17 protein-coding genes and 1 rRNA gene are annotated in these 14,123 nt (G+C 36.1%); 17 read left to right on the top strand and 1 reads right to left on the bottom strand.

The features are described 5' to 3' along the window. The first annotated feature begins 43 nt into the window (after nucleotides 1-43). Nucleotides 44-158, top strand: a 5S ribosomal RNA gene (rrf, locus tag HHH54_RS08185). A gap of 310 nt (nucleotides 159-468) precedes the next feature. Here rrf and HHH54_RS08180 read toward each other — a convergent pair. Further along, a complete protein-coding gene (locus HHH54_RS08180) occupies nucleotides 469-669 on the bottom strand; it encodes a hypothetical protein (RefSeq protein WP_198618351.1) in 201 nt (66 codons plus the stop codon). A 113-nt stretch (nucleotides 670-782) separates the two neighbouring features. Here HHH54_RS08180 and HHH54_RS08175 point away from each other — a divergent pair, with 113 nt between their 5' ends. The 16 genes from HHH54_RS08175 (at nucleotide 783) to purR (ending at nucleotide 14,110) form a co-directional block, all read left to right on the top strand. Continuing rightward, the gene (locus HHH54_RS08175) at nucleotides 783-2,135 is read left to right on the top strand and encodes an aminotransferase class V-fold PLP-dependent enzyme (protein ID WP_198618350.1); all 1,353 of its coding nucleotides are present in this window, start codon (nucleotides 783-785) and stop codon (nucleotides 2,133-2,135) included. After that, nucleotides 2,135-2,755, top strand: coding sequence for a dTMP kinase (gene tmk / locus HHH54_RS08170; RefSeq protein ID WP_198618349.1), 621 nt, complete (start codon nucleotides 2,135-2,137; stop codon nucleotides 2,753-2,755). Before HHH54_RS08175 ends, tmk begins: the two co-directional genes overlap by 1 nt. A 112-nt stretch (nucleotides 2,756-2,867) precedes the next feature. Then, nucleotides 2,868-3,197, top strand: a complete 330-nt coding sequence (gene darA / locus HHH54_RS08165; RefSeq protein WP_198618348.1) for a cyclic di-AMP receptor DarA — start codon at nucleotides 2,868-2,870, stop codon at nucleotides 3,195-3,197. A gap of 124 nt (nucleotides 3,198-3,321) precedes the next feature. Further along, on the top strand, nucleotides 3,322-4,263 hold the full coding sequence (locus tag HHH54_RS08160) for a DNA polymerase III delta subunit-related protein (RefSeq protein WP_198618347.1): 942 nt from the start codon (nucleotides 3,322-3,324) through the stop codon (nucleotides 4,261-4,263). Then, nucleotides 4,263-5,066 carry a PSP1 domain-containing protein gene (locus HHH54_RS08155; protein ID WP_198618346.1) on the top strand — a complete coding sequence of 268 codons (804 nt, stop codon included), beginning with the start codon at nucleotides 4,263-4,265 and terminating at the stop codon, nucleotides 5,064-5,066. Before HHH54_RS08160 ends, HHH54_RS08155 begins: the two co-directional genes overlap by 1 nt. A 43-nt stretch (nucleotides 5,067-5,109) precedes the next feature. Continuing rightward, on the top strand, nucleotides 5,110-5,442 hold the full coding sequence (yabA, locus tag HHH54_RS08150; RefSeq protein ID WP_232796292.1) for a DNA replication initiation control protein YabA: 333 nt from the start codon (nucleotides 5,110-5,112) through the stop codon (nucleotides 5,440-5,442). Between the two features lie 8 nt (nucleotides 5,443-5,450). Beyond that, complete coding sequence (locus HHH54_RS08145; protein ID WP_198618344.1) at nucleotides 5,451-6,182, top strand: tRNA1(Val) (adenine(37)-N6)-methyltransferase; 732 nt, start codon at nucleotides 5,451-5,453, stop codon at nucleotides 6,180-6,182. Further along, on the top strand, nucleotides 6,175-6,423 hold the full coding sequence (locus tag HHH54_RS08140) for a GIY-YIG nuclease family protein (protein WP_198618343.1): 249 nt from the start codon (nucleotides 6,175-6,177) through the stop codon (nucleotides 6,421-6,423). The genes HHH54_RS08145 and HHH54_RS08140 overlap by 8 nt, the downstream gene beginning before the upstream one ends. A gap of 6 nt (nucleotides 6,424-6,429) precedes the next feature. After that, nucleotides 6,430-7,269 (top strand): 16S rRNA (cytidine(1402)-2'-O)-methyltransferase, encoded by an 840-nt coding sequence (gene rsmI, locus HHH54_RS08135; protein WP_198618342.1) that lies wholly within the window; start codon nucleotides 6,430-6,432, stop codon nucleotides 7,267-7,269. A 78-nt stretch (nucleotides 7,270-7,347) separates the two neighbouring features. After that, nucleotides 7,348-9,315 carry a methionine--tRNA ligase gene (gene metG, locus HHH54_RS08130; protein WP_198618341.1) on the top strand — a complete coding sequence of 656 codons (1,968 nt, stop codon included), beginning with the start codon at nucleotides 7,348-7,350 and terminating at the stop codon, nucleotides 9,313-9,315. Nucleotides 9,316-9,478: 163 nt separating this feature from the next. Beyond that, the gene (locus HHH54_RS08125; protein WP_198618340.1) at nucleotides 9,479-10,249 is read left to right on the top strand and encodes a TatD family hydrolase; all 771 of its coding nucleotides are present in this window, start codon (nucleotides 9,479-9,481) and stop codon (nucleotides 10,247-10,249) included. Between the two features lie 12 nt (nucleotides 10,250-10,261). Beyond that, nucleotides 10,262-10,807: a ribonuclease M5 gene (rnmV, locus tag HHH54_RS08120; RefSeq protein ID WP_198618339.1), complete on the top strand. Its 546-nt coding sequence runs from the start codon at nucleotides 10,262-10,264 to the stop codon at nucleotides 10,805-10,807. After that, complete coding sequence (gene rsmA / locus HHH54_RS08115; protein WP_198618338.1) at nucleotides 10,807-11,697, top strand: 16S rRNA (adenine(1518)-N(6)/adenine(1519)-N(6))-dimethyltransferase RsmA; 891 nt, start codon at nucleotides 10,807-10,809, stop codon at nucleotides 11,695-11,697. The genes rnmV and rsmA overlap by 1 nt, the downstream gene beginning before the upstream one ends. 98 nt (nucleotides 11,698-11,795) lie before the next feature. Then, nucleotides 11,796-12,062 carry a biofilm formation stimulator Veg gene (gene veg / locus HHH54_RS08110; RefSeq protein ID WP_198618337.1) on the top strand — a complete coding sequence of 89 codons (267 nt, stop codon included), beginning with the start codon at nucleotides 11,796-11,798 and terminating at the stop codon, nucleotides 12,060-12,062. Between the two features lie 359 nt (nucleotides 12,063-12,421). Further along, nucleotides 12,422-13,270, top strand: a complete 849-nt coding sequence (gene ispE, locus HHH54_RS08105; protein ID WP_198618352.1) for a 4-(cytidine 5'-diphospho)-2-C-methyl-D-erythritol kinase — start codon at nucleotides 12,422-12,424, stop codon at nucleotides 13,268-13,270. Between the two features lie 18 nt (nucleotides 13,271-13,288). Then, nucleotides 13,289-14,110, top strand: a complete 822-nt coding sequence (gene purR / locus HHH54_RS08100) for a pur operon repressor (RefSeq protein WP_198618336.1) — start codon at nucleotides 13,289-13,291, stop codon at nucleotides 14,108-14,110. The last annotated feature ends 13 nt before the right edge of the window (nucleotides 14,111-14,123 follow it).

Genomic DNA, 14,123 nt, shown 5'->3' with positions numbered 1-14,123 from the left:
TACTTACTATCTAGTTTTGAATGTACAATACATTCAATGTTTATCTGGTGCCTATGGCAAAGAGGTCACACCTGTTCCCATGCCGAACACAGAAGTTAAGCTCTTTAGCGCCGATGGTAGTCGGACTTACGTTCCGCAAGAGTAGGACGGTGCCAGGTTTTCATAATTTCTTCGGTAACGACTAGTCAAAGTGACTAGTCGTTTTTTTGATGTGCTATCAAATGGTACTGGTCAGTTCAATCAAGGTGGTTCCGCAACAGTACACTCAAGTTGCCTAACCACCTTTTCTTTCAGTTCTATAGTAAATTTAGGCATCTAACATTTATCATTTTGATGCCATTGGATTGATTTATGATTGCACCTGTAGAGTTGCTTACAATTATAGAGATATCTATACCATTTTATATTAAAACTAAAAAATAACAGTTAGTGAGGTCACTAACCGTTAAAATATAAAAGCATTTATTTTTAAAAGAAAGGCATTAGACGGCTTGCTTTAATAATATCCTCGGTGTAGAAAAATTGTTTACCTTGCCCCGTATAAGCGGGCTCTAAAATCATATTCGTTGTGGCAGCATATAACCATTTGGGGTGAATCCCGCAATTTAAAATTTCTTGATACTCTTGAAAAGTTTTATCCCAATCTAAGTTTATTTTAGGTTCCTGCATACCGATCACCTCATTATGATTATAGAACATATGTACGTATTTGAAAAGTTCATGTATACCGTTATACTAATGAGGTGAAATAAACTATTTTTACTAATAGGGAGTGTAATATAGTGCAACGTCCGTTATGGCATAAACTAAAACAATGGTCTGAACATGAACCGATTTCAATGCATGTTCCTGGACATAAAAATGGAACAATTGGAGATATGGGCTTTGTTCATCCACAATATGATATTACAGAAATTACAGGATTTGATGATTTGCATCACCCTGAGGCAGTGCTTCACGAAAGTATGGAACAGATTCGCAAACATCCAGATTATGATGCATATTATCTTGTAAATGGGACGACGAGTGGTATTTTAGCTGTGATTCATGCTTTTCAATCAATCAATGGGGAGATATGCATGAATCGACATGTACATAAATCGGTATTTAATGCGCTCGATTTGGGACAACAGACAGCTCAAATTATGCAAACGAAGGTGAGTTCGCTAACAGGCCAATATGTTCAACCGGTATGGTCATCTCAATTATCACAAAATGGAAAATTAGGAGTAATTACATATCCGAATTACTACGGCGAAACGTTTAATATACAACAGTTAATTGAGGAATTTCATTCAGAGGGAATCCCAGTACTCATAGATGAAGCCCATGCTGCACACTTTGATTTAAAGGGGTTTCCAGTTTCTAGTTTAAATTATGGTGCTGATTATGTTGTACAATCTTATCATAAGACACTGCCAAGTTTAACTATGAGTTCAATACTATTTATACATCATAATGCACCTCATCGAGCACGTATTGAATCACTCCTACAGACTTTTCAATCTTCAAGCCCTTCTTATTTATTGATGACGAGTTTAGAGCAAGCGCAAAGCTTTTATAATACGTATGATAGTGACGTGTTTTTTCAAAAGCGCCAACATCTCATTCGTCATCTCAAACAAAACGGGTATACAGTCATTGAGATGGATGATCCTTTAAAACTCGTTATCCGTTATGAAGGATTATCTGGAAAGAGGCTCAAAACACATATGGAAAATTATGCGATTGATGTTGAGTTATCTGACACACAATCTGTGTTATGGATTCTACCGTTATGGTATCAACATGATTACTATCCTTTTAATGATTTAATTGAGAGAATGACAATGTTAGCGAAAGAACTTTCAACGTTATCGTATGATTATCATACAGTGCCAAAGTCTCTATTATTTACTGAAACAGGTCGATATAATCCTGAAGTGATTTTAAACATTCAATCGATACCATATCAAAACGCTCTAGGACATAGATTAGCGGAACATTTAATTCCATATCCACCTGGTATTCCAACTTTATATAAAGGCGAAGTAATTACTAAAGATATGATAAAATTAATAGAATATTGGTCGACTCAACAAATTCGTGTAGAAGGATTGTCCAATGGAAAAATTAAAGTGAAGGATGATTTGTAGTGACACTGTTTATTACCGTAGAAGGCCCGGAAGGTTCTGGGAAAACAACAGTTATTGAAGGTGTGATGGCACGTTTGTCTCAATCATACGATGTCATTCAAACGCGTGAGCCTGGTGGTGTACACACTGCGGAAAAAATCCGACAAATTTTGTTGGATGGTTCTGATATGGATGCACGGACTGAAGCGTTATTGTTTGCGGCAGCTCGACGTGAACATTTAGTAGAGAAAGTGTTACCTGCGCTCAATGAAGGGAAAATTGTATTATGTGATCGATTTATTGATAGTTCACTTGCCTATCAAGGCTATGCACGCCAAATTGGAATGGCAGAAGTACGGGCAATTAATGCATTCGCAATTGAAGGGCGTTATCCTGATTTGACATTATATCTAGATGTGCCAGCTGAAGTGGGTCGTCAAAGAATCCTTGCCAATCAACGTGCGCAAAATCGTCTAGATAAAGAAGATATTGCGTTTCATGAGCGTGTGATTGAAGGGTACCATAAACTCATTCAAAATAATTCAGAACGTATCACAGTTATTGATGCGACAGAGTCTATTGAGAAAGTTATCGACAACGCAGTTAAAGTGATTGAAGATAAATTGCAACATGAATTATAACTTAGTTTATAAAATAATCAATTATTATGACAAGACGTGGTATAATCTAGAAAATGATAATTTAGCCCTATTGTATGATGTGATATAATAACTCATAAGAGGTGTATATACAATGAAAATGATAATCGCGATTGTTCAAGATCAAGATAGCCAAGAACTTTCGGATAAGCTTGTTGAAAACAATTTCCGAGCAACAAAATTAGCGACAACAGGAAGTTTTTTACGTGCAGGCAATACAACATTTTTATGTGGTGTCGATGATGAAAGAGTCGATGAAGCGTTAGACCTTATTGGTGGTACATGTGGAAATCGAGAGCAACTCGTATCTCCAATTACACCATTAGGCGGTAGTGCGGACTCTTACATTCCTTATCCAGTCGAAGTTGAAGTGGGTGGCGCAACAGTATTTGTAATGCCGGTCGAGTCATTCCATCAATTTTAATCGTGATACTAGAGGTTGTGACAGTATTGAATGTACCTTTATTTAAGGTCTATACTGTTTCAACCTTTTTATCATATACTTATTGAAGCGTCTTACCTAATATTATTAAAAGGAAGTCTATGTTATGTTAGAACTCGAACAGCTTACGAAAGCATATCATAATCAAAAATTATCTCATGCTTATTTATTTGAAGGGGATGATGCGGAAACTATGACCACTACAGCACGCCGTTTCGCACAATTAATTTTATGTCAAGATGACGTGCAATGTAGTACAAAGGTTGCGCATCACAACCATCCCGACTTCCAATATATACGAACAGATGAAGCAACGATAAAAAAGGAATCTATTGAACAGCTCGTGCATCATATGAATCAATTACCGATTGAAGGTGCTTATAAAGTATATATTATTCAAGATTTTGAAAAACTGACGACTCAAGGAGAAAACAGTATTTTGAAATTTTTGGAAGAGCCGCCAGAAAACACAGTGGCTATTTTAATATCTACAAAACCCGAGCAAATTTTAGATACGATTCATTCAAGATGTCAGCACGTTTATTTTCGTCCGTTACAACGTGAGGTTTTTGTGCAACGATTAGCAGAATCTGAGGATGAGACGATGAGTAAACCTATCGCTGAATTATTAAGTACATATACCACACAATATGATGTCGCAACGCAACTTAATGAAGAGTTTGAGCTAGCGCCATTGCGTAAACAGATATTACAATGGTGTGATCGTTTATTAAATGCCCAAGATATGGCGCTCATTGGTGTGACGGAATTACTTAAACATGCTAAAAACCGACGCCTCCAACTACTTACACTTTCTGCGATTAATGCGTATTTTCAAGATTTACTGTATATCAAAACTGGTCTATCTGAGCGTCTTACATTTTCAGAGCTTGAAAGTGATTATACAAAGCAAGTGACAACGTTGAGTTATCGTCATCTCGTCTATATTATTGAACAAATTACAGAAGCACATAAAAAGTTAACTCAAAATGTAAATCCAACATTAGTGTTTGAGCAAATTATTATTAGAGTGAAAGGAGGATTCTGATGCCTTTAGTTGTAAGTGTTTATTTTGAAAAATCGAATCGCCTTGAATACTATTCTCCTGAATCCCTCGATTTACACGAAAATCAACAAGTAGTGGTAGAGTCCAAACGTGGTATCGAACTTGGTGTTGTTAAACATACTGTGAGAGAAGTTGAAAAAGAGGATGTTTCATTACCGCTTCAACCCGTTTTACGTGTTGCGACTGATGATGATATTACTAAATATTTAGCTAATGAAAGAGCAGCAATGCGTGCATTAGAGTTATGTCAGTCATTTGTTGCGGAATTAAAGTTAGATATGCGTGTGATTAATTGCGAATATACATTAGACCGTTCTAAAATTATTTATAATTTTACAGCTGACGAGCGTATTGACTTTCGTAAACTCGTTCGAATGCTTGCACAAAAACTAAAAACTCGAATTGAGCTTAGACAAATTGGTGTACGCGACGAAGCTAAAATACTGGGCGGTATTGGTCCATGTGGTCGCTCTTTATGTTGTTCGACATTTTTAGGAGATTTTGAGCCTGTATCAATCAAAATGGCAAAAGATCAAAATTTATCACTTAACCCTAGTAAAATCTCCGGAGCGTGTGGTCGTTTAATGTGTTGTTTAAAATATGAAAATGATTATTATGAATCGGCGCGTGAAAAGTTACCTGATGTGGGAGAGTATGTTGATACGCCAGATGGTCAAGGTGAAGTGGTCAGTTTAAATATGATTACGGTTTCCATGCAAGTACGTTTAGAAGGTGACGAACAGCTGATGGAATATCATATTGAAGAATTAGAAACATTACAATAAGGAGGGTTCATGAGTGGACCGAAATGAGTTGTTCGACCGTTTGATGCAGTTAGAACAAAATGTTACACATGTTTATGAAGATATGCAACAATTAAAATCCTTAACTGTCGAGCTTGTTGAAGAAAATGTAGCACTTCAAATTGAAAATGATAACCTTAAGTCGTTGATCAATGCACAAAAAGAAAATAAAGTGGTTACACCACCTCCAAACCTACAGCCTTCAGATAAACAACCTGCCAAAAAACAGAGACAAAGCCGTGAATATTTTGCGAAGTTATATAATGAAGGGTTTCATATTTGTCATGATGTTTTTGGCAAGCATCGTAAAGGTGAAGATTGTATGTTTTGTTTAAACGTATTAAACAAGATGGAATAGGAGTACATATGGATAACATTCAAACTCATGAACGTGTAGATTGTTTAATTAAAGAAAATCTAAAAATCATTCAAAATGATGCCTATTTCGCATTTTCTACAGATGCACTATTATTAGGCCATTTTACAGAGGTTAGGAAACGAGACCGGATATTAGATATGTGCACAGGTAATGGAATTATTCCTTTACTGTTATCAGGTAAAGGTTCAAATGAAATCACTGGTGTTGAAGTTCAAGCAGAACTCGTTGATATGGCGAGACGCAGTATAGCTTTAAATCATCTTGATTCACGTATTAAGATTGAACATATGGATATTAATGCAATACCTCAACGATTTAAACCGGCGCAATTTGATTTGATAACGTGTAACCCACCTTATTTTAAGATGAATCAAGTTAATCAACATCAATTAGAAGCGCATAAAATAGCGCGTCATGAAGTGTTATGTACGTTGGATGATTGCTTTAGGGTTGCGAGTCATGCGCTTAAAGAAGGTGGACGTATGGTTATGGTACATCGTGCAGAACGAATGCTCGATGTATTCGAGTCGATGCGTCATTATCGCATAGAGCCTAAATCACTTTATATGATCTATAGTAAACAAGGTAAGGAAGCACAAACAATCGTTGTTGAAGGACGTAAAGGAGGCCGTCAAGGTTTAAAGATAGCCCCACCGTTTTACATTTATGATCAAGATCATGAATATACTGATGAAATGAGGCGTGTATACTATGGATAAACATCATTACACCTATATTGTGAAATGTAAGGATGCGACTTTATACACAGGGTATACCAATAATCTCGACGCCCGTATCCGCAAACACAACTTAGGTCAAGGTGCGAAATACACACAATCACGTAGACCTGTTCAATTAGTGTATCATGAAACATATGCTACTAAATCTGAAGCACTGAAACGAGAATATGCTATTAAGCAGTTGACACGCGCGCAAAAATGGCAATTAATTAAGGGGTGATACGGTATGGCAGAGTTATATTTAGTGGGCACACCCATTGGAAATTTAGACGATATGACATTTCGCGCGATTCAAACGTTAAAGACTGTAGATACTATCGCATGTGAAGATACGCGTGTGACTAAAAAGTTGTGTCATCATTTTGAAATTACGACACCACTTAAGTCCTATCACGAACATAATAAAGAGCAGATGACTGATGTTTTAATCGAAATGTTAGAAGCGGGCCAAAGTATTGCGCTTGTTTCAGATGCAGGATTACCCTTGATTTCGGATCCAGGATATGAGCTAGTCACAGAAGCGAGGGCACGTCATATTCGTGTTATTCCAATTCCAGGACCTAATGCAGGTCTTACAGCACTTATGGCAAGTGGGTTACCCTCTTTTACATATACATTTTTAGGGTTTTTACCTCGGAAATCACGTGATAAAATTGCGATTTTAAAAACACGTATGTTTCAAGATAGTACATTATTATTATACGAGTCTCCATTTCGAGTGAAAGATACTTTACAAGCGATTGTGGAAGTTGATAGAACGAGACGTGTCACTTTAGGACGCGAATTGACTAAGAAATTCGAACAAATTCAAACAGACACCGTCGACGTGTTATTATCAAAGTTGGAACAAGATATTCCATTAAAAGGGGAGTTCGTTATTCTGATTGAAGGTGCCGAACCGTTACCCGAGTCAGAGTGGTATGAAGACTTAACAATTCATGAACATGTTGAACATTTTATAAACCAAAACATGAAACCCAAACAAGCAATTAAAAAAGTTGCAGAGGCACGAAATATGCCGACCAAAACGGTGTATAACGTGTATCACAATATTGAAGGTTCATAGGAATAAACGACACCGCATATTGAAAACTATTTCAAATTTAGATATATTAAATAAGATAAGAAATGAGGAGGAACGCGAATGGTGAAAGAAACGTTTTATATTACGACACCGATATACTATCCAAGTGGTAACTTGCACATTGGACATGCGTACTCAACCGTAGCAGGAGATGTGATTGCGCGTTATAAGCGACTTCAAGGATATGACGTACGTTACTTAACTGGAACGGATGAACACGGTCAAAAAATTCAAGAAAAAGCTCAAAAAGCGGGCAAATCTGAAATGGAATATTTAGATGAGATGATTGAAGGTATTCGATCTCTCTGGAAAAAGCTAGATATTTCTAATGATGATTTTATTCGTACAACAGAACGTCGTCACACAGTGGTAGTCGAAAAGATTTTCGAAAAGCTACTCGAACAAGGTGACATTTATCTAGGTGAATATGAAGGATGGTATTCTGTACCTGATGAGACATTCTATACAGAAACACAATTAGTTGAGCCAGTTTATGAAAATGGCAAAATTGTAGGTGGAAAAAGTCCAGATTCAGGGCATGAAGTTGAGCTTGTTAAAGAAGAAAGCTATTTCTTCAAGCTATCTAAATATACAGATCGTTTGTTAGCCTTTTATGATGAACATCCTGACTTTATTCAACCTCCATCACGTAAGAATGAAATGATTAATAACTTCATTAAACCAGGATTATCAGATCTTGCTGTTTCACGTACATCATTCAACTGGGGTGTAAAAGTTCCGTCTAATCCTAAGCATGTCGTGTATGTATGGTTAGATGCCTTAGTCAATTACATTTCAGCATTAGGTTATTTAACAGATGATGATACGTTGTTCCAAAAATATTGGCCAGCTGACATTCACCTTATGGCTAAAGAAATTGTACGTTTCCACTCTATTATTTGGCCTATTATTTTAATGGCGTTAGATTTACCACTACCTAAAAAAGTATTTGCGCACGGATGGGTACTGATGAAAGACGGTAAGATGAGTAAATCTAAAGGAAATGTTATGGATCCTAACGTATTAATTGATCGTTATGGATTAGATGCGACACGTTATTATTTAATGCGTGAATTACCATTTGGTTCTGATGGCGTATTCACACCAGAAGCTTTTGTGGACCGTACAAATTATGATTTAGCTAATGATTTAGGTAACCTTGTAAATCGTACCATTTCAATGATTAATAAATATTTTGATGGCGAATTACCAGCGTACCAAGGACCTAAGCATGAATTAGATGAAGATATGGAAGCCTTGGCTTTAGATACAGTAGCAGAGTACCATGAAAGTATGGAAAACTTACAATTCTCTGTTGCATTATCAACAGTATGGAAGTTCATCTCACGAACAAACAAATATATCGATGAAACAACACCTTGGATTCTTGCGAAAGATGAAACACAAAAAGAAATGCTCGGCAATGTTATGGCGCATCTGGTTGAAAATATTCGATTTGCGGCGGTGTTATTACGTCCATTCTTAACACATGCACCGTATCAAATATTCGAACAACTAAACATTCAAAATGAAGCGTTACATGGTTTAGAAAGTCTTGAACAGTATGGACAATTAACAGAAGTGGTCAAAGTCACACCTAAACCAACACCAATTTTCCCAAGATTAGATGTAGAGGCTGAAGTTGACTTTATTAAAACATCCATGCAACCACCAAAAACAGAAGAACCGGCTGAGCCATCAAAGCCAATGATTGATATTAACGATTTCGATAAAGTTGAAATCAAGGCTGCGACAATTATCGATGCTGAGAAAGTCAAAAAATCAAGTAAGTTATTAAAAATTCAAGTAGACTTAGGTAATGAACAACGTCAAATTGTTTCAGGTATCGCTAAGTTTTATCAACCGGAAGATATTATCGGTAAAAAAGTAGCAGTTGTTACAAACTTAAAACCTGCAAAACTAATGGGTGAAAAGTCAGAAGGTATGATTTTATCAGCCGAAAAAGATAAAGTATTAACACTTGTGAGCTTGCCGAATGCCATCCCGAATGGTGCGGTAATTAAATAAGCAATTAAGAGGTGAAGTCATCGATGTACGACTCACCTCTTTTCTTTAGCAATTTTGAGAATGAAAAGAAGTACTTGAAAGAATGAGATGCGAATTGTTAATGTTTTGAGTTTCGCTTATGATGGAAACATAGAGTACGGAAAAATTTAAGGAGGCGTATTTCATGTTAATAGATACACATGTTCATTTAAACGCAGATCAATATGATGAGGATTTACAAGAGGTGATTGACCGTGCGTTAGACGCAGGTGTTGATCGTATGTTTGTCGTGGGATTCGACACTAAAACTATTAAACGTGCAATGGATTTAATTGAAACGTATGACTTTTTATATGCAATTATCGGTTGGCATCCTGTCGACGCCATTGATTGTACTGAAGAAGACTTAGAATGGATTGAACAATTAGCAGCACATGAAAAAGTGATTGGCATTGGCGAAACAGGATTAGATTACCACTGGGATAAATCGCCTAAAGATGTTCAAAAAGAACTCTTTAGAAAGCAAATTGCGTTAGCTAAACGTGTAAACTTACCGATTATCATCCACAATCGTGAAGCCACTCAAGATTGTGTAGATATCTTGTTAGAAGAGCATGCAGAAGAAGTGGGCGGCATTATGCATAGTTTTAGCGGCTCTCCTGAAATTGCGGATGTTTTAATTCATAAATTAGACTTTCATATTTCACTTGGAGGACCTGTGACATTTAAAAATGCTAAACAACCTAAAGAAGTCGCAAAACATGTCCCACTTGACCGTTTACTTGTTGAAACTGATGCGCCATTTTTATCACCACACCCTTATCGTGGTAAACGCAATGAGCCTGCACGTGTCACACTTGTTGCAGAACAAATTGCGGATTTAAAAGGCATTTCATATGAAGAAGTAGCTAAACAAACTACTTTAAATGCAGAACGCTTATTTAAGCTTAAATAGGATGGTGATTGCGTGGAAATTAATGAATTTGTCGTTGTAGAAGGACGAGATGATACAACACGCGTCAAACAAGCTGTGTCATGTGAAACAATTGAAACACATGGAAGTGCAATTGATGAAGCGGTTATTGAAGTAATACGACACGCTCAAGCAACGAGAGGTGTCATTGTATTTACAGATCCGGATTTTCCAGGAGATAAAATTCGTACGACCATCCAACAAGCTGTTCCAGGCGTGAAACATGCATTTATTGATCGTAATCAAGCAAAGAATAAGCAAGGTAAAATTGGTGTTGAACATGCAAGTTTAGAAGCTATTCGAGAGGCATTGCGTCATGTTTCAACACCGCTAACACACCACGAACCTAAAATTGATCAATCACTCTTAATTGATTTGGGATTGATTATTGGCCCTCATGCAAAACAGCGGCGTGAGATTTTAGGACGTCAATTACACATTGGTCATTCCAATGGTAAACAATTATTAAAAAAACTCAATGCATTTGGTTATACTGAAGCGGATGTACGCCAAGCATTAAGAAAAGAGGAATCAGATTAATGCATGAAAAAGATATCGCTACACCTTCTCGCACACGGGCGTTGTTGGAGCAACATGGATTTAGCTTTAAAAAGAGTTTGGGTCAAAACTTTTTGATTGATGTTAATATCATCAATAAAATCATTGAAGCAAGTGGGATTACTCAATCAACAGGAGTTATCGAAGTTGGACCAGGTATGGGCTCATTAACCGAGCAATTAGCGAAACATGCTAAAAGTGTAGTGGCTTTTGAAATAGACCAACGACTTGTGCCAGTTCTACAGGAAACATTGTCGCCCTATGATAATGTGACGGTCATTAATGAAGATATACTGAAAACAGATGTATCAGCTGCAATAGAAAATCATCTCAAAGACTGTGATCAAATTATGGTTGTTGCGAATTTACCGTATTATATAACGACACCGATTTTACTGACACTATTAGAATCTAATTTGAATATTGACGGATATGTCGTCATGATGCAAAAAGAAGTAGGAGAACGTTTAAATGCAAGTGTTGGCACAAAAGCATATGGTTCACTTTCAATCGTAGCAGCATATTATACTGAAACATCTAAAGTGACCAATGTACCTAAAACCGTCTTTATGCCACCTCCTAATGTAGACTCGATTGTGATCAAATTGATGAAACGTCAAACCCCTTTAGTAGATATTGATAACGAACAACTTTTTTTCAAAATGACTAAAGGTGCTTTTAGCCAACGTAGAAAGACTATATTTAACAACTATCAAAATTTATTTGTAGATGGGAAACAGCATAAAGAAGACATATTAAATTGGTTAGAAAGTGTTGAAATCGATCCTAAAAGACGTGGCGAAACACTATCAATACACGAATATGCACAATTATATAATGCGTTGAGAAACTACCCAAAATTAATACTATAAAAATATTGACTTTCAATCAGTACACTGATAAAATTGAAATTTTATTTGACGATTTTACTATAATGTGTTATAATACACTTGTAGCGAGGTGGAGCAATATGCCAAAATCTATTGTAGACATCAAAAATCGTCTTGATTGTCAATTAGGAAATCGTATTGTACTAAAGGCTAACGGAGGTCGTAAAAAAACAATTGAACGTTGTGGAGTATTAGCAGAAACATATCCATCAGTGTTCATTGTTAAATTGGACTCAGAAAAACATAATTTCGAGCGTGTATCATATACTTATACAGACGTTCTTACTGAGAATGTACACGTCTTATTTGTAGATGATGAGCATCAACAAGAAGTAGCGGCACAATAATCATATTTGTGATAAATAGAATAGCGTACATAATTCAGAGACTGACACGCGTATAATGCGTATTAATCAAATATTCGTTATGAGTATATACTTGATGAAGTTGAAGTGATTGTCTTTATTTTTAAGATCATGTATTTGTTCGTAACGAGATTTGTAAGCATTATACTAAGTGACTCAGTCTTTTTTGTGTTTAATGCATGTTTTAAAATTATAGACTTAAAAAGATTATTGTTAGCTATTATGACATTAAATAATATATGCATACATATGAGCCATCGATTAATTAAAAACAGGCGACTGTATTTATTAATATATGTTAAAATCACTATAATACTAATTTGAAAGAGGCAAAAATAGTGATAATTTATGAAACGGCGTCAGCTAAAATCAATTTGACATTAGATACACTTTTCAAACGTGATGATGGCTATCATGAAGTGGAAATGATTATGACTACAATTGATTTAAACGATCGTTTGTCTTTTGAAAAGCGTGAAGATCAGAAAATCGTACTTAATGTTGATGAATCATTTATCCCTTCAGATGAACGAAATTTAGCTTATCGTGCAGCGCTATTAATGAAAGAAACCTATAACATAAAAGAAGGCGTGACGATTACACTTGAAAAAAATATACCTGTAGCGGCAGGGCTTGCTGGGGGGTCAAGCGATGCTGCGGCGACAATGCGAGGCATGAATCGATTATTTAATCTCAATGCGACATTAGATGAGTTGAGCGAACTATCCGCAACGATTGGATCTGATGTTCCTTTTTGTATTTATAGCCAAACAGCTATTTGTCGAGGTCGTGGTGAAATTATAGAACTTCTTCCTAAAACACCTGCAGCTTGGGTCGTAATTGCGAAACCTGTTTTAGGGTTATCGACACCAGAAATATATGGTAATTTAGACTTATCAAAGCCTTTTGAAGTACATACAGACAGATGTTTAAAGGCGATTCAGACCAATGATTACGAACTGTTATGTCAAAGTTTATCTAATCGATTAGAGCCAGTATCTATGGAATTAAACAAAGATATTAAGAAATTAAAAGATAATATGATTAACAACGGTGCAGATGGTGCGTTGATGAGTGGTAGTGGGCCTACTGTGTACGGATTAGCTCATAAAGAGCGCCAAGCACGACACATTTATAATGCAGTAAGTGGTTGTTGCAATGATGTTTATATTGTAAGAACTTTAGGCTAGAAAGAGAGGATATTATACGTGAGATATAAAAGAAGTGAAAGAATTGTTTTTATGACACAATATTTAATTAGCAACCCGAATAAACTCGTACCACTCACTTTTTTTGTAGAGAAGTTTAAACAAGCTAAATCATCTATAAGTGAAGACGTTCAAATTATTAAAGAAACGTTTATTAAAGAACAACTTGGTACTATTGAAACCGTTGCAGGAGCGAGTGGCGGTGTAAAATACAGACCACAAATGCAAAAAGAAGAGGCGCAAGCTGTTATTAATGAAGTGATTGAGTTGTTACAAGAAAAAGAGCGGTTACTTCCTGGAGGCTATTTATTCTTATCAGATTTAGTTGGTAATCCTAGGTTACTAAATAAGGTTGGACGTTTGATTGCAACGATTTACATGCAAGAGGAGTTAGATGCTGTTGTAACCATTGCGACGAAAGGCATTTCGCTTGCCAATGCAGTAGCAAGCGTTTTAAACTTACCTGTGGTTGTGATACGTAAAGATAATAAGGTAACTGAAGGGTCGACAGTATCAATTAACTATGTATCTGGCTCTACAAGAAAAATTGAGACAATGGTTTTATCGAAGCGAACGCTTAAGGAACATTCTAATGTACTCATTGTAGATGATTTCATGCGTGCTGGTGGTTCTATAAATGGCGTAATGAATTTAATGAATGAGTTTAAAGCGCACGTAAAAGGGGTATCAGTACTTGTAGAATCAAAAGAAGTCAAACAAAGATTGATTGAAGATTATACGTCTCTAGTGCGTTTATCGGACGTTGACGAATACAATCAAAACTTCAAAGTTGAGGAAGGCAATAGTTTATTTAAATTTTAATTTATAAAAGGAG

Origin of the sequence: Staphylococcus canis (assembly GCF_016238445.1) — a bacterium.
GTDB lineage: Bacteria > Bacillota > Bacilli > Staphylococcales > Staphylococcaceae > Staphylococcus > Staphylococcus canis.
This window is presented reverse-complemented; position numbering and strand designations above follow the sequence as displayed.